The 16543-nt window shown below is 69.2% G+C and carries 11 protein-coding genes; 5 read left to right on the top strand and 6 right to left on the bottom strand.

What is annotated here, in order from left to right:
- Positions 1-94 precede the first annotated feature (94 nt).
- Positions 95-1339 (bottom strand): glycoside hydrolase family 76 protein, encoded by a 1245-nt coding sequence (locus tag QFZ65_RS17995; RefSeq protein ID WP_306912105.1) that lies wholly within the window; start codon positions 1337-1339, stop codon positions 95-97.
- Positions 1340-1541: 202 nt separating this feature from the next.
- Here QFZ65_RS17995 and QFZ65_RS17990 point away from each other — a divergent pair, with 202 nt between their 5' ends.
- Both QFZ65_RS17990 and QFZ65_RS17985 read left to right on the top strand, forming a co-directional pair.
- Entirely contained in the window at positions 1542-2360 is an 819-nt protein-coding gene (locus QFZ65_RS17990; RefSeq protein ID WP_306912104.1) for an SDR family NAD(P)-dependent oxidoreductase, read from the top strand.
- Positions 2360-3595, top strand: coding sequence for an acyl-CoA dehydrogenase family protein (locus tag QFZ65_RS17985; RefSeq protein ID WP_306912103.1), 1236 nt, complete (start codon positions 2360-2362; stop codon positions 3593-3595). The genes QFZ65_RS17990 and QFZ65_RS17985 overlap by 1 nt, the downstream gene beginning before the upstream one ends.
- Here the strand turns inward: QFZ65_RS17985 and QFZ65_RS17980 are convergent.
- Positions 3592-4458, bottom strand: coding sequence for a DUF1684 domain-containing protein (locus QFZ65_RS17980; protein ID WP_306912102.1), 867 nt, complete (start codon positions 4456-4458; stop codon positions 3592-3594). The two genes, QFZ65_RS17985 and QFZ65_RS17980, sit on opposite strands and share 4 nt — an antisense overlap.
- 229 nt (positions 4459-4687) lie before the next feature.
- On the opposite strand from QFZ65_RS17980, the gene ppc reads away from it, so the two are divergent.
- Positions 4688-7507, top strand: a complete 2820-nt coding sequence (ppc, locus tag QFZ65_RS17975; RefSeq protein WP_306912101.1) for a phosphoenolpyruvate carboxylase — start codon at positions 4688-4690, stop codon at positions 7505-7507.
- Between the two features lie 51 nt (positions 7508-7558).
- Positions 7559-7864 (top strand): hypothetical protein, encoded by a 306-nt coding sequence (locus tag QFZ65_RS17970; protein ID WP_306912100.1) that lies wholly within the window; start codon positions 7559-7561, stop codon positions 7862-7864.
- A gap of 33 nt (positions 7865-7897) precedes the next feature.
- On the opposite strand, the gene QFZ65_RS17965 is transcribed toward QFZ65_RS17970, so the two are convergent.
- Both QFZ65_RS17965 and QFZ65_RS17960 read right to left on the bottom strand, forming a co-directional pair.
- Positions 7898-8524, bottom strand: a complete 627-nt coding sequence (locus QFZ65_RS17965) for a DedA family protein (protein ID WP_306912099.1) — start codon at positions 8522-8524, stop codon at positions 7898-7900.
- 90 nt (positions 8525-8614) lie between these two features.
- Entirely contained in the window at positions 8615-9577 is a 963-nt protein-coding gene (locus tag QFZ65_RS17960; RefSeq protein ID WP_306912630.1) for an RluA family pseudouridine synthase, read from the bottom strand.
- 154 nt (positions 9578-9731) lie between these two features.
- On the opposite strand from QFZ65_RS17960, the gene QFZ65_RS17955 reads away from it, so the two are divergent.
- Complete coding sequence (locus QFZ65_RS17955; RefSeq protein ID WP_306912098.1) at positions 9732-10355, top strand: YitT family protein; 624 nt, start codon at positions 9732-9734, stop codon at positions 10353-10355.
- Between the two features lie 31 nt (positions 10356-10386).
- On the opposite strand, the gene QFZ65_RS17950 is transcribed toward QFZ65_RS17955, so the two are convergent.
- Together QFZ65_RS17950 and QFZ65_RS17945 are read right to left on the bottom strand one after the other, a co-directional pair.
- Positions 10387-11328, bottom strand: a complete 942-nt coding sequence (locus tag QFZ65_RS17950) for a DNA-formamidopyrimidine glycosylase family protein (protein ID WP_306912097.1) — start codon at positions 11326-11328, stop codon at positions 10387-10389.
- Positions 11321-16471 carry a DEAD/DEAH box helicase gene (locus tag QFZ65_RS17945; RefSeq protein ID WP_306912096.1) on the bottom strand — a complete coding sequence of 1717 codons (5151 nt, stop codon included), beginning with the start codon at positions 16469-16471 and terminating at the stop codon, positions 11321-11323. Before QFZ65_RS17945 ends, QFZ65_RS17950 begins: the two co-directional genes overlap by 8 nt.
- Positions 16472-16543: the final 72 nt, after the last annotated feature.

Below are 16543 nucleotides of genomic sequence, written 5' to 3'. Positions count from 1 at the left end.
CTACGAAAAACTGTAGGTTAGCCAAACCTAAGCAACCAAGCCGAGGACCCTTTATGTGATCAGGATCACATGAATTACGACACTATGTCGTGACTTAATTGCTGCGGCCCTCTCGCTCGGCCTGCGGGGCGTGCGGTTTTCCGGCCCGCCCGTCGGGTGCTGCGGCGATTGCCGCCGCCGCCTCCAGCACCATCCAGGCCTGGAGCTGGGTGGAGAGTTCGACGGCGGAGCCCGCCGGGTAAGTTTGACCGGCCGGCAGTTCCGGCCGAGCCGAGAAGACCAGCCGGCCGCCCGCGCGGGCAAGGGGGTCGTCCGCAGGGAGGATCCGGCGGCCCTCCCAGAGCGCCTGTGCGGTGTCGTTCACCAGCGCCGCGGCCGTCGCGCGGGTCCCGGCGGGGAGCCGGACGTCGACGGCGGCCAGCGCCAGGTACCGGGCGAGGATTCCGGTGAAGAGTCCGCCGTCGCCGTTTCCTTCGCAGCGGAGGACGGTGGCGTTCCGCCCGGGTAGCGGGGCCGGGCGGGTGAGCCCCCGCGCCACCGAAGCAACCAGGCTGGACGCCCGTTCCAGGTTCGCCGCGCCCCCGAGCTCCAACAGGGCGCCGAGGACCGGGCCCTGGTTGTAGGTGTAGATGGCGCTTTCGAGCACCACGCCGCCTCCGCCGGAGATGCGCAGGCCGTCTTGGTACAGGCCCTGTTCGGGGTCGTAAAGCCGGGCGTCCAGCCAGTCCAGCAGGGCCTGCGCTTTGGCCCGATAGCCGCGGCGCGCGTAGTACAGCGCCACCGGGGCGGTGGCCGGAGTGTTCTTGAAGTCCCGTTTCTTGCTCCAAAAAGTGCCGCCGCCAAGGTCGTCGGTGGAGGCGGAGTCGAACTGCAGGGTGAGGGTGTGCAGGGCCTTGGCGTTCCGCCGCCGCCCGGCCGGGTTGCGGGTGTCCTCGGCCAGTTCCTGCAGCCGGCCGGTGGCGAGGGCCAGCCAGGCCATGTCGTCGAAATAGTTGTTGACGAAGGTGAGGAAGTTCCGCAGCCGGACGCCGGTGAGCAGTTGTGAGGCGAGCCGGCCCGCGCTGGGCCGGTTCACGCCGTCGAACCTGGCTCCCGGCCGGCCGCCGGCGCCTGCTTCACGGCGGCCCGCGTCCACCAGGCAGTCCAGATACTGGGCCTGCCACCAGTAGTGCCAAGGCCGGGCGAGGTTCTTCAGCCCGCGCGAGGGCCGGACGATCGCGCCGATGTGGGTCCCCGGCAGGAACCAGAGCCGCTGCCCGAAAAGCCTGGTCACCGAGCGGGCCGCTTCGTCGGCGCGGAATGACCAGTCCGGAGCGGCAGAGGCGTCTGTTGGGGTCATGCCACAAGCCTAGCGGCGCGCAGGCCGCGGTAGCGGAATCCCGGGAAAAGGTGCGGAACGCCCGGTCTTCCAGTTAACCTGAACTAACTAATGTTGCGTGCGGCGGCTGTCGGTAGCGGCAACCGGGGCAGCTGCGGCCGGCGCCGGGAGGCGTGCTGGTGCAGTACGCGGCCGGGAGCAGGATCCACATCAAGGAGGATGCATGGACATCAAAGGTACTGTTGCGCTGGTTAGCGGCGGGGCCTCGGGCCTGGGCGCGGCTACGGCGAGGCGGCTCTTCGACGCTGGTGCCTCCGTGGTGCTGCTGGACCTGCCGGGCTCGGCCGGGGAAGCCTTCGCGGCCGAGCTGAACGGCCGCACCGAGCAAAACGACGCCGATCCCGTGACACCAGCCCCCACGGCTGTCTTCGTCCCCGCGGATGTGACCAACGAAGAGCAGGTGCAGGCCGCCGTCGATGCCGCCGCCGACCTCGGGCCGCTGCGGATCGTGGTGAACTGCGCCGGCATCGGCACCCCCGGCAAGGTCCTGGGCCGTGACGGTGTGCTGCCGCTGGAGGACTTCAACCGCGTCGTCCAGATCAATCTGGTGGGCACCTTCAATGTGCTCAGGCTGGCCGCTGCGGCGATGGCGGCAACCGAGCCTGCCATGACCGAGCTCGGCGGACCGGAGCGCGGTGTCATTATCAACACTGCGTCCGTTGCTGCCTTCGACGGCCAAATCGGCCAGCCCGCCTACGCTGCCTCCAAAGGGGCCGTGGCGGCGATGACCCTTCCGATTGCCCGCGAACTGGCGCGCTCGCTGGTCCGCGTGGTCACCATCGCGCCGGGCATCTTCGAGACGCCGATGATGGCCGGCTTGCCCCAGGAGGCCCAGGACTCCCTGGGCCGCCAGGTACCGCACCCCTCGCGGCTCGGGCGCCCGGGGGAGTACGCGAACCTGGTGGCGCACATCGTCGACAACGCCATGCTCAACGGCGAGACCATCCGCCTCGACGGCGCCATCCGGATGGGGCCCAAGTGATGCCGGCCGGGGCGACCGGGCCGGCCTCCGGCCTGCCGTCGGTGTCGGGCTCGGCGTCGAGCCTGCCGGCCGCCGACTTCTTCGACTTCGAGTCCCTGCTCAGCGCCACCGAACAGGCCAAGCTGGCGGAGCTGCGCGGGTTCCTGGCGAGCGAAGTGGCCCCCTTCGCCACCGACTGGTGGAACAAGGCCGAATTCCCTGCCCACATCCTGCCCAGGCTGGCCGCCCTGGAACTGAGCGCACCGGCCCAACGCGGCTACAGCCACCTGTTCGCCGGGCTGGTCATCGCCGAGATGACCCGGGTGGATACCTCGCTCGCGACGTTCTTCCTGGTCCACCACGACCTCTTCGTCGAATCCCTTTACGGCTTCGGCTCGGAGGAGCAGAAGGCGCGCCTGCTCGAGGACGCCGCCAGCCTGCGGACCACCGGCGCCTTCGCCCTGACCGAACCGCAGCACGGTTCCGATGTCGCCGGCGGCATGGAAACCCGCGCCCGGCGCGTTCCCGGGGGAGCGGACGACGGCGGCGACTGCTGGGTGCTCAACGGCGCCAAGCGTTGGATCGGCAACGGCACGTTCTGCGACTACATGCTCGTGTGGGCCCGGGACGAGGACGACGGCGCCATCCGCGGTTTCATCGTGGATGCGACGCTGCCCGGCGTACGGCGGAGCAGGATCGAGAACAAGATCGCCCTGCGCACCGTGCAGAACGCGGACATCGTGTTCGAGGACGTCCGGGTGGCGGAAGCGGACCGTTTCGCCGGCATCAGCAGCTTCGAGGACACGAACGAGCTGCTGCGCGGGTCGCGGATCATGGTCGCGTGGCAGGGCGTTGGCCAGCAGCTGGCCGCGTTCGACGTCGCCCGGCAGTACGCCGTCGAACGCCAGCAGTTTGGCCGTCCGCTGGCGAAGTTCCAGCTCATCCAGCAGCAGCTGGTGACGATGCTCGGAAATGCGGTGGCGAGCATGGGCATGATGGTCCGGATTGCCCAGCTTCAGGAGCGGGGTGCGGCGGACATGCCCCAAGTGGCGCTGGCCAAGTCCTACGTCAGCGCCCGGATGCGCGAAACGGTGGCGTTGGGCCGGTCCCTCCTTGGCGGCAACGGGATCGTCACCGATTACCGGATGGCCAAAATATTCTCCGACGCCGAGGCGATCTACACCTACGAGGGCTCCTACGAGATCAACACCCTGATCGTGGGCCGCGCCGTCACCGGGGTGTCCGCGATCGTCTAGTAGAGTCCCGGCTCCTTCTCGCCGGCTTCGATCCGGTAGTCCAGGCTGTTGTTCTTCACCGGCATGGGGCAGGTGCCGTACGGGGTGAAGGCGCTGGGGTAGTTGATGGCCCGGTTGAAGTCCAGGATCACCGTGTTGTCCGGGCGCGGCCGGGTGGTGGAGACCTTGCGCCACTCGTCTGTCGTCTCTCCGTTCGTCTCGTCGTGGAACGTCACGGTCAGTGCCCCGAGCTTTTCTTCCTCGGCCTGCAGGCGGCACTCGTGGTCTTTGCCGGGCAGCCGGAACACCAGCTCGCCCACCGAACGGTGCATGCCGTCCACCAGGGGGTTGGCGGTGCCGACGGGCATGTCCACCGGCTCGGGGTAGGGCACGAACCGCGCCTCGACCACGAGGTCCGGGCGGTAATCGAAGACGGGCACGCCGTCGAACTCGGTTAACACGGGCGACTGGGAGTCCCGGGTGCGGATGGCGTACTTTCCGGCCCGCATGGCGAGCTCCACGACGACCTGCTGCCCGTCCTCCCCGCCGTACTGGACCCACATCAAGGACTCCTCATCGGAGAGCCGGGCACTGATGGTGCCGTCCACCGCCGCACCGCTGTCCACCAGCGTAAGTCCCTCGGCGGCGTCCGCGGTAAGGAACGCCGTCGTATCGTCCGTGGACCACCGGCCCGGTGCGAGCTCGACGGCGGACGGCTCGCTCTCCAACCATTGCAACGATGTCAGCGTGAGCCAGCCGTGCCCGCTTGCGAGGGCCCTGTTGCGGCTGGTCCGGAAACGCTGCCAGCGGGCGAGCTGGGCGTCGGGGCCGGGGTTGGTGGTCGTGGGTGCCTCCCGAGCGGTGGATGCGTGCCTTTCATCCAAGCCTAGGGTCCTCCCAACTGGCTGGCACCTCTTGTCGTTATGAGCCCCCAAAACGACCCCAACTGCCAGCTATCTGGGGCGGGCGGGGCGCAAGCGGGGCGGTGACACTATCTGAGACGGATTCCCAGCCGGCCCCGGCTGCGGGTAGCATCCCTTAGGAAGAAGTAACCGGGCTCACAGTATCCAGCGCAGTGTACGAGCCACGCCGAACCCTCGAAAGATAGTTTCCATGGCTGACACTGCAATCAATTCCGACACCGATCTCGCCGCCGAACTGCGCGCCGATGTTCGCCGGGTGTCCACCCTGCTGGGTGAATCCCTGGTCCGCCAACACGGGCCTGAACTCCTTGACCTCGTCGAGCAGGTCCGGCTGCTGACCAAGGAGTCCAAGGAAGCCGCCCGGGGCGGGGCGGATGCCACCGGCCCGTGGAGCTCGTACGACGTCGTGGCGCAGGTCCGCGAACTGCTCGGCTCCCTGCCCCTTGACCAGGCAACGGACCTGGTCCGCGCCTTCGCTTTCTATTTCCATCTGGCCAACGCCGCCGAGCAGGTCCACCGGGTCCGCGGGCTGCGGAGCCGCCAGGAAAAGGACGGCTGGCTGGCCAAGACCGTGGGTGACATCGCCGGACAGGCCGGACCGGCGGTGCTGCAGGAGGTGGTCAACGGACTCGATGTCCGCCCCATCTTCACCGCGCATCCCACCGAGGCGTCCCGCCGCTCCGTTCTCGACAAAGTCCGCCGGCTCTCCGACATCCTCGCCGAGAGCACCGCGGAGGGGACCTCCGCGCGGCGCCGCCAGGACCGCCAGCTCTCAGAAGTCATTGACCAGATGTGGCAGACCGACGAGCTCCGGCAGGTCCGGCCCACGCCGGTGGACGAGGCCCGGAACGCCATCTACTACCTCACGAGCATCCTTACCGACGCCATGCCGGAAATGCTGGCGGACCTCTCGGAGCTCCTCGGCGAGCACGGCGTCACGCTGCCCGCGGAAAAGGCGCCCATCCGCTTCGGTTCCTGGATCGGCGGGGACCGGGACGGCAACCCGAACGTCACGGCAGCGGTCACCCGAGAGATCCTGCAGATCCAGAACCAGCATGCAGTCCGGATCAGCATCGCCCTGCTCGACGGGCTCATCTCCATCCTGTCCAACTCGACGGCGCTCGCCGGGGCGGACCAGGAGCTGCTGGACTCGATCGACGTCGACCTCGGCAACCTGCCGGGCCTGGACCGCAGGGTCCTCGAACTGAACGGCCAGGAGCCGTACCGGCTCAAGCTCACCTGCATCAAGGCCAAGCTGCTGAACACCGGGCGGCGGGTCGCGTCCGGGTCTGCGCACGAGCCCGGACGCGACTACACCACCACCGCGGAGCTCCTCGCCGAGCTGGCTCTATTGGACGGGTCGTTGCGGAACCACCACGGCGCTCTTGCCGCGGACGGTGCGCTGGCGAGGGTACGCCGGGCCATCGCGTCGTTCGGGCTGCACCTGGCAACCCTGGACATCCGCGAACATGCAGACCACCACCACGACGCCGTCGGGCAGCTGATGGACCGGCTGGGCGGTCCCGGCGTCCGGTACGCCGAACTGAGCCGTGCCGAACGGCTGGAGGTGCTGGGTTCCGAGCTGGCGTCGCGGCGCCCGCTCTCCGGCCACCCCATTAAGCTCGACGGCGCCGCCGACGGCACGTACGACGTTTTCCGTGAGATCCGCCGCGCCTTGAAGACCTACGGCCCCGATGTGATCGAGACCTACATCATCTCGATGACCCGCGGCGCCGACGACGTGCTGGCCGCGGCCGTCCTGGCCCGCGAGGCCGGGCTTGTGAGCCTCTTCGGCGAGAGGCCCTACGCCAGGATCGGCTTCGCCCCGCTGCTGGAAACCGTGGACGAGCTGCGTGCCTCGGCCGAGATCGTGGACCAACTGCTTTCCGATTCGTCTTACCGTGAGCTGGTCCGGCTGCGCGGGGACGTGCAGGAGATCATGCTCGGCTACTCGGACTCCAACAAGGAATCCGGCGTCATGACAAGCCAGTGGGAGATCCACAAGACCCAGCGGAAACTCCGGGACGTCGCGGCGAAGCACGGTGTGCGCGTGCGCCTCTTCCATGGCCGCGGCGGCTCGGTGGGCCGTGGCGGCGGGCCCACCTACGACGCGATCCTGGCCCAGCCGAACGGCGTGCTGGAGGGTGAAATCAAATTCACCGAGCAGGGCGAGGTCATTTCGGACAAGTATTCGCTGCCCGAGCTTGCCCGGGAAAACCTGGAGCTCTCGCTGGCCGCCGTGCTGCAGGGCTCGGCGCTGCACCGCGCCCCGCGCACCTCCGAGGACCAGCGCGGACGGTACGGCCACGTGATGGAGACGATCTCCGACGCGGCCTTCGCACGGTACCGGGCGCTGATCGAGGACCCGGACCTGCCCGCCTACTTCGTGGCTTCCACCCCGGTGGAGCAGCTGGGCTCCCTCAACATCGGCTCCCGCCCGTCCAAGCGCCCCGATTCCGGCGCCGGACTCGAAGGCCTGCGCGCGATCCCGTGGGTGTTCGGCTGGACCCAGTCGCGGCAGATCGTGCCGGGCTGGTTCGGCGTCGGCTCCGGCCTGAAGGCCGCCCGCGAGGCCGGCCACTCGGCCCAGCTGGGGGAGATGATGGAGGGCTGGCACTTCTTCCGGTCGGTGCTCTCCAACGTCGAAATGACGCTTGCCAAGACGGACATGGACATCGCCGGCTACTACGTTTCCACGCTGGTGCCGGAGGGGCTCCACCATCTCTTCCGGGCCATCCGGGACGAGTACGACCTTACGGTCGCCGAGATCCAGCGGCTCACCGGCGAGGACCTGCTGCTCGATGCCCAGCCGACCCTCAAGCGGTCGCTGGAGATCCGCGACCAGTACCTCGACCCCATCAGCTACCTGCAGGTGGAGCTGCTGCGCCGCATCCGGTCTGAGTCAACGGGCGATGAGAGCCTGTCGGGCGCCGAAATCGACGAACGGCTCCAGCGCGCCATGCTGATCACCGTCAATGGAGTCGCGGCAGGCCTCCGCAACACCGGCTAGTCCCGTTCCGCGCTCTTGGGCGCGGTATCCGGACCATCTAGGCTGGAGGTCATGCCGTCGTTCCAGACCAGACTGAAAATCACCGGGCTCAAGCCGGGCAATCCGCCGGAGGCCGTGATGGCGGCTGCCGTGGAGGCGCTGGAGACCCGGCACCATGTCGAATCAAATCAGCTGGAGCTGGCCGGCGGCGTTCCCCAGCTGAATCTGCGGTTCCTCGTTAACGCGACGACATACGGCGGAGAGAACAGCCAGGCCCACGAGTCGGCAGCGATGATGCGCGACGCCGTCGAACGCGTTGCGGTGACCGGCGCCATGACGGTGCTCCGGCGCAGCCGCGGCCGATGGGCACCCGTCTAGCCGCAGCCGCAGCCGCAGCCGCAGCCGCGGGCGTCAGCCGTCCAGCTGGTCCTCGGGGCCTTCCACCACGGGGGAGCGGTCGCCGCGCCGACGCGTGACGATGATGCCCACCACCGCGCCGATCGCCAGCCCCACGCCGACCCCGATCAGGGAGCTCGCCCAGAAAGGCAGCCCAGTGGCCGCGCCGGTGAAATAGCCCAGGCTCACGGACCAGACGGCCCAGAGCAGGCCCCCGAGGGCGGCGCAGAGGCTGAAGCCGCGGGTGGAGACGTTGGCGATGCCCGCGGCTGCCGTTGTCCCGAGCCGCCCGCCGGGGATGAAGCGGATGCCGATGATCGCTCCGTAGGTGGAGGACCGGCCGGCCTGGGCGATGGCCCTGTGTACGGCCAGGTGGAACGCCCGGCCCCAGTGCCAGCGGTCCAGAACATGGCTGAGGCGCCGCTTGAAGAGCTGGAACACGAGGACGTCGCCAAGCCAGGACGCCAGGGTGGCGAGGAGGACCACCAGGACGACATTGGCCCGGCCGTCCGCGGACAGGGCGCCGCCGGTGATGACTACCATCTCGGACGGGACCGGAGGAAAAATGGCGTCGCCCATGACGATCGGGACGATCCACATATAGATCATGTCCCCCCAGCTGTCCGCGCTGCCGAAGTCCATGGGCACAACGTACCGCACTTCCGGCCCCCTTGAACCTCCCGTCCGCTCCGCGACTAGGGGCGGCTCATGGGCGGGATGCTCCCGGCAGGTTCAGCGGGCTTCGCTGAGGGTCAGCCGGCTGCGGTACTCCACCGGTTTGCCGCTGATGGGGTCGACAAACCGGATCCCGCGGGCCAGCAGCTGCAGTGGTTTGGCGTAGTCGTCCGGGGCCTTGTCCAGCAGCTCCGGGTAGAACGCGTCGTTAACTATGCCAAGGCCAAGCGATGCCATATGCACCCGCAGCTGGTGGGTTTTCCCGGTGTGGGGCTGCAGGCGGTACAGCGCACGATGGCGGTTTTCGCCGTCGGGCATCCCTGTACTTCCAGCAGCAGGAGCCTTTCCGAAGGTCCGGAGCCGCTCGATGCGGGTCTCCGCGTTCGGTTCGCCGTCAACCACCTCGGCCAGCAGGTAGCTGCGCGACTTGGTCATCCGGTTCCGGACCACCACCGGGAAGTCGACGCCGGGGTAACCTGCGGCGGGCTCGGCCGCGGCGACGCACTCGTACTCCTTCTGGACCTTCCGCTTTTCGAAAAGCACCTGGTATTTGCCGCGGGTTTCCGGGTTGGTGGACAGCAAGAGGATTCCGGCCGTCATGCGGTCCAGCCGGTGCATCGGTACGAGGTCCGGCAGCTTGAGCTGGTTCCGGAGCCGGACCAGGGCGGACTCCTGGATGTAGGTACCCCCAGGCGTGGTGGGCAGGAAGTGGGGTTTGTCCACGACGAGGAGGTGCTCGTCGTGGTGCAGGATGTCCAGCTCCACCGGAATCCGGGTCTCCGGGGGCAGGGTGCGGTAGTACCAGATGAAGGTGTGGTTCTGGAGCGGCGTGGTCCGGTCCAGGGGGAGTCCGGCTTCACCCACGATTTCGCCGGCGTCGAACCGGTCCTCGATGCCCTGCGGGTCGATGTGCCCCCAGCGGTGCATCATGTAGTCCATCGCGGTGTCCCACGGTCCCTCGTCCGGGAGGCGAAGGCGGGTGGCGTTGACGCCATCGCGCACGGGAAGGGGGGATTGCATCACCGGTCCATTCTACGTGGCGGTGCTTCCTGCGCCGTTTTGTCGCGGTTTTGATGGTTCCCTGCGCACACGACGTGGCCTTCCACGAGGCGGCGGGGAACCGTCTATCCGGCGCCCGGTTCGTGACCGGCCAGTTATCGAAGAGAATGGAGCGATGATGACTCGACGGCTCCTGCAGCTCCTCATTGGCCTTGCCATGTACGGCCTCTCGATCGCGATGTTCATCCGGGCCGGTCTTGGACTGGATCCCTGGGACGTTTTTCATCAGGGCATCGCGGCCAAAACGGGACTGAGCATCGGCGCCGTTGTGATGATCACGAGTTTCCTGGTGCTGCTCCTCTGGATCCCGCTCCGGCAGCGGCCCGGCATCGGCACGCTGCTCAACGCCGTGCTGGTGGGCGTCTTCGCCGACATCGGGCTGGCCCTCATGCCGGCGTTCTCGCACCTTGTCGGGCAGGCAGCGATGCTCGCCGGGGCCGTCCTGCTCAACGGCATCGCCACCGCCTGCTACATCGGCGCCCGTCTCGGGCCGGGCCCACGGGACGGGCTGATGACCGGACTCGTCGGGCGCACCGGCTGGTCGGTGCGGGCCATCCGGACCGGAATCGAAGTGGTGGTGCTGGCCGCTGGCTGGTTGCTGGGCGGATCCGTGGGGGTCGGGACGGTGCTCTACGCCCTCGCCATCGGTCCGCTCGTGCAGCTCCTCTTGCCGCGCTTCACCGTGCCGGAGCGCAAAGAAACGACGCCGGAGGCATCCGAGGTGCCGCTGGCTCCCTGACCCGTCGGGGTTGAGATGGGCGGGGCCGGCGTCACTGGGCGGCGCCGCTCACCGGGGCCGGCTGGCACTTGGGACAGAAATAGATGTCCCGTTCCTCGGTACCGCCTGCTGGTCCGAGCACTCCTCGCCGGATGGGCGTACGGCATTTGAGGCAGGGCTGGTGTTCACGCCGGTAGACCCAATAGCCGGGCAACCCTGAAGTCCGGCCCACGGCCACACCTCGCGGATTCAGGACTGTGCTCCGGCGGCCCGCCCCGACGTTGGCCTCCAGCAGGACCTTTGCGTCGTCAATCATGCCGGCCAGGTCGGGCACAGCGGAGACGGGCGACGCCGGATGGACGCCGGAGAGGAAACAGGCTTCGCAGCGATAGATGTTCCCGATCCCTGCCAGGTTCCGCTGGTCCAGCAGCGCCACACCTATGGGAACGTCGGGGGCAGCACGGATCCGCCGTTCTGCCTCCGCCAGATCCCAGTCCGGACCGAGGAGGTCCGGACCCAGATGTCCCACAACCGAGTCCTCCTCGGACGTCCGGACCACTTCGAGGATGCCCAGCGAGAAGCCCACGGCATCTGCTGTTGCCGTGCGCAGGACGCACCGCGCTGTGAACCCGGGTTTCCGCCACCGTCCCCCGGGCGGGTAGACCTGCCAGGTCCCCTCCATCTTGAGGTGCGAGTGGATGGTCAGCCGGTTCCTGTCGGGGGAGGCGGCGCCGGCGGGAGCCGCCGCGTGTCCGGAAGCCGATTGTCCCGGCTGCTCCGCGGGCCCTGGCACGGTGTCCGACTCCTGCGCCGCGGGCCCCTGCAACCTCATCAACAGGTGCTTGCCCCGCGGCACCACCTCCGTCACGGTCCAGCCGCCAAGTCGGAGCGTGGCGAAGCGTGGCACGCGGAAGTCCGAGGACAGCAGTTGCTGGCCGGCCAGCGCGGCGTGGAGCTGCGCGGCGGCGCGGAACACGGAGTCTCCCTCAGGCACGGATTCTCAGTCCCTTCGGGGTTGAGTAGGCGCCGGCCTGGGCGAGGGCAGAGGCAACGGGCGTGTCCAGGATGCCGTGGCCGTTGACCTTTTCCATGATCAGTTTGTCGACCGCCCCGCGGGTCACCACGCCCACCAGGGACGCGCCGGCGGCAGCCAGGGTGTCGGTATCCTCGCTGAAGGCGAGCAGGGTCTTTCCGCCGCGTTCCACGTACAGGACCAGGGCGCCGTCGACCAGCACTACAAGCGCTCCCGCTTTCCGGCCCGGGCGGTGTCCCGTCCCCGCTTCGACGTTGAGGGCAGGCCACGGCAGGGCAGCGCCGTAGGGGTTGGCAGGGTCCGTGGCGGCGAGGGCCAGGGCGGTCGGCTCGGGTTTATGCAGCTCGGTGTCCTCGGCATAGGACCGCAACCGGTCCACCGTGGCGGGGACAGCGAACTGGGCAGCGCCGAGATGCTCGATGAAGTAACCCCTCCGGCATCGCCCGGCCTCTTCCAGCCGGGCCAGTACCTTGTACATCAGCCCGAACCCGCCCAGAATGTTCTCCGCCATGACGGAACCGCGGGTGACCACCCCGTAACGGTCCAGCAGGAGTTCAGCCGTCGCCCGGGCGTGGATGGTGGGATCGAGTTCCGGGGCGGGCAGTGCGGACCAACGCCCCGCGGCCAGCGGCGGAGTCGGTGCCGTGCCTGACATCGAGCCGTAGCGGCCGCCGGTCAACCCGGGCGAGCCCAGAAGACCGGTGCCGTGGGCGCGCCCGAGCCTGCTCATCCTTGGTGCCCGCGCCCGCGGAGCCCGGGACACCTGCCGGTGCGCGGTGTGGCCGCCGGCAATCAGGGCACGCACCGGGGCAAAGGTGTCGCCGGTAACCCGGCCGGCCCAGGCGAGGTCCCAGAGCGCGGAGGTCACGTCCTGGTCGCTCAGCACGGTGTCCATGCCACCGGCGATCTCGGTCAGTTGCCGGAAAAAGTATCCGCCGCCGTTGTTCCGCAGGTGGTCCAGCAACCGCTGTTGCGCGTCCCCAGGCTCGAACTCCACGGCGGGGTTCAGCGTCAGCTGGGCCGAGTCGGCCAGGTGCAGGCTCACCCAGCCGTCATTGCCCGGCAATGCACCGGCGCCGGACCAGAGTACTTCGCCAGCAGCCATGAGTTCGTCGAGCATGGCCGGCTGGTAGTCGGACACACGGCTCGCGAGGACCAGTGGTTCCCAGGCGGACGCCGGGATGGGGACCCCGGAAAGCTGGTCGACGGCGGTGATGATGCCGTCCAGCCCGCGCAGCGCGGACTGGCCGCGCCGGCCGGGAGTGCGGACATTCTGCCAGGCAGGCAGGAAACGGCCATAGGCGGCGGCGTCCACGGGCTCGACCTCGGCCCGGAGCGCGGCGAGGGACCGGCGGCGGAGCCGGCGGAGGACCTCGGCGTCGCACCACTCGCTGACACCCGCCAAGGACGGCACTGCGGGGGAGTGCTGTGTTCCGGGACCGGCATCCGTGCCGGCCGAGGCGGCGTCCGCGGCGGCTGTCGTCGCCGTCGCTTCCGGCGGGGAGGCGTGCGGACGGAACTCCCCCTCCACAACGCGGCCGTCCGCGGCGAGCCTTTTCAGTGCAGTGCCGACCACGGCGACGCCCAGTCCCAGCCGGGCGGCCGCCTCGCCGGAGGTGAACGGTCCGTGCGTCCGGGCGTAGCGGGAGACGAGGTCGCCCAGCGGATCCGCCACGGGTTCGATAAAAGCCAGCGGCACACCCATGGGGAGGGGGACGCCGAGCGCGTCACGCAGGCGGGCCGCGTCTTCCACGGCAGCGAAGCGTTCCACGCCGCCGACGTTCACCTTGATGGCACGATTGGCCCGCTGGAGGGCGGCGAGGTGGGTGGCGGCGTCGACGAGCAGGATGCCGCCGGCTTCCGGAACCGGCTGGACAAGCTCCGCGGCCGGCGCCCCGGCATTGGCCGCGGCCATGGGCTCGGCCAGCTCGGCAGGGACGGGCCCAGCCGCCGTGGGCTCCGCCGGGACGGGCTCCGCCACCATGGCATCCGCCGGCGGTTCCAGGCGTGCGGCGACTTCCTCCGGGGTAAGAGGGCCCAGCAGCCGGAGCAGGTCCGCCACTCCCTCCAGGCCGCGTACCTTCCGGTCGGTGGCGAGACGCTGCAGCTCGCGCTCGGTGGCGTCGATGACCTTGGCGTCGAGGAGTTCGCGCAGCTCCACCCGGCCCAGGAGCTCGTTGAGCAGGGTCGAATCCAGAGCCAGCGCGGCTGCCCGCCGCTCGGCGAGCGGGGAATCCCCCTCGTAGAGGAACTGCGCCACGTAGCCGAACAGCAGGGACTTGGCGAACGGCGACGGCTGCTGCGTGGTGGTCTGCACGATCCGCAGCTCCCGGCGCTCGATGGACGCCGCGATGTCTTTCAGCGCCGGGAGGTCATAGACATCCTGCAGGCATTCGCGGACCGTTTCCAGCACGATCGGGAAGCTCGGGTATTTCCGTGCGACATCCAGAAGCTGGGCAGAGCGTTGGCGCTGCTGCCACAGGGGCTGCCGTTTGCCGGGGTTCTGCCGTGGCAACAGCAACGCGCGGGCGGCGCATTCGCGGAAGCGGGAGGCGAAGAGGGCGCTGCCGCCGACTTCCGCAGTGACGATCTGCTCAAGTTCCTCCGGGTCGAACAGGAACAGCTCCGCTCCGGGCGGTTCGTCCTCCATCATGGGTACCCGCAGCACAATGCCGTCGTCGGCGGCCATGGCCGAGCCGTCCAGCCCATAGCGCTGGTGCAGGCGCTGCCCGACAGCCAACGCCCAGGGTGCGTGTACCGGCATGCCGAAGGGGCTGTGCAGGACCACGCGCCAGTCGCCGAGTTCGTCGTGGAAACGCTCCACCACCAGGGTTGTATCACTGGGCACCACTTCGGTGGCGAGCCGTTGTTCCGCGAGGTACTGGATCAGGTTGTTGGCCGCGAAATCGTCCAGGCCGCTGGCTTTGCACCGTTCCGTGGCCGGCCCGACGTCGGACGCGGACAGTTCGCGCACGAACGCGCCGAGCGCCCGGCCCAGATCCACCGGCCGCCCGAGGGAGTCGCCCTTCCAGAACGGGAGCTTTCCGGGCTGGCCGAAGGCGGGGGACACCAGGACCCTGTCGTGGGTGATGTCCTCGATTTTCCAGCTGGTGGCCCCCAGGGCGAAGACGTCGCCCACCCGGGATTCGTAGACCATCTCCTCGTCGAGTTCACCCACGCGCCGCCCGCCTTTGGCCGCGGCAGCAGCAGGGCTCGCCGCCCGGCCGTCGGCGCTCGCCCCGCGGGAGCCCCCACCGCCCGGGCCTTCCACTTCCGTGCCGATGATGTAGACGCCGAACAGGCCGCGGTCCGGAATGGTGCCGCCGGAGGTGACGGCCAGCCGCTGGGCGCCGGGCCGCCCTTCAATGGTGCCGGCGTTGCGGTCCCAGATGATGCGGGGCCGCAGCTCCGCGAATTCATCCGAGGGGTAGCGCCCGGCCAGCAGGTCCAGGGTGGCTTCAAAGGCCGAGCGGGGCAGGGAAGCGAACGGGGCGCTGCGGCGGACGGTGGAGAACCATTCCTCCACGTCGATGGACCCGAGCGCGGTGGCTGCGACGGTCTGCTGGGCCAGGATGTCCAGCGGGTTCGCGGGGACGAACAGCCGTTCGATCTTGCCCGCGAGCATCCGTTCGACCGTAATGGTCGTGTGCACCAGGTCCGCCCGGTGCTTGGGGAAGAGCACGCCCTGGGAGATCTCCCCGACCTGGTGGCCGGCACGGCCCACGCGCTGCAGCCCGCTGGCGACCGAGGGCGGGGACTCCACCTGGACGACGAGGTCCACGGCGCCCATGTCGATTCCAAGTTCCAGGGACGACGTGGCGACGACGCAGCGCAGCCGCCCGGATTTCAGGTCGTCCTCGATGAGGGCCCGCTGGTCCTTGGACACAGAGCCGTGGTGGGCGCGGGCGAGCACCGGGTCGGCGCCGGCCGTGCTGCCGGCCTGGGCCATCATGTGGGCGGGCGTCGCGGTCGAGGTGCCGGTTGCGGCCGGTCTCGGCCGGGCATCGGGGCCGCCGGAGGGTTCCCCGGGCTCCCCGAAATCCGGAGGCGGACCGCCGAGCTCGTCCCAACCGGCGCCCGCCGCCATCAGCTGGCGCTCGGCATAGATCTCGTTGAGCCGGGCGGTCAGCCGTTCCGCGAGCCGACGGGAGTTCGCGAACACGATGGTGGACTGGTTGGCCAGCACCAGGTCCACGATCTTCTCCTCCACATGCGGCCAGATCGAGGCCTGCGGCTGGAGCCCGGAAGCCGGACCGGAGTCGAAGGCCCCCGCCGCCCCCTGAAGATCGGACATGTCCTCCACCGGAACAGAAACCGTCAGGTCCCAGTTCTTCTTCGACGGCGGCGCCACGATTTCGACGGGTGCCGCGCCGGCCAGGAACTGCGCCACGAGTTCTTTGGGCTCCACCGTGGCCGAGAGCCCGATCCGTTGTGCGGGTTTGGGCAGCAGCGCGTCGAGGCGTTCCAGCGATACGGCCAGGTGCGCCCCCCGCTTGGTGCCCGCGACGGCGTGCACCTCGTCCACGATGATCGTGTCCACTTCACTCAGGGTCTCCCGCGCCTTGGAGGTGAGCATCAGGAACAGCGACTCGGGCGTGGTGATGAGGATGTCCGGCGGGTTGCTGAGCAGCGCGCGGCGGTCCGACGCCGGGGTGTCGCCGGAGCGGACGCCCACGGTGATCAACGGGGCAGGCAATCCGAGACGTTTCGCGGTCTGGGTGATGCCGATGAGTGGCGCGCGGAGGTTCCGTTCGACGTCGACACCCAACGCCTTCAGCGGTGAGATGTACAGCACCCGGGTGTTCCGCTTCGGTGCCTTGCGGCGTGTGCCCTTAGCGGGGGCGAGGCCGGGGAGTTCCTCGGGCGCTTCGGGAGCGGAGACGAGCAGCCGGTCCAGTGCCCAGAGGAACGCCGCGAGGGTTTTGCCGGAGCCGGTCGGCGCCACCACCAAGGCGTGTGAACCGGAGGAGATTGCGTTCCACGCACCGTTCTGGGCCGGGGTGGGCGCGGTAAAGGCGCCCAGGAACCAGTCCCTGGTCGGACGGCTGAATCGGTCCATGGCGTCGGCCGCGAGTGTGCCGCCGGCGAGCTGCTGCCCCTTCATTCCTCCATCATGCCCTACGGCACCGACAGTATTCCGCGGGGGCAGCGCGGCCAGTCCCGGGGGAGCTGAACG

The organism is Arthrobacter sp. B3I9, assembly GCF_030816935.1.
Classification (GTDB): domain Bacteria; phylum Actinomycetota; class Actinomycetes; order Actinomycetales; family Micrococcaceae; genus Arthrobacter.
The sequence above is the reverse complement of the archived record's forward strand: the minus strand, read 5'-3'. Positions and strand labels throughout refer to the sequence as shown.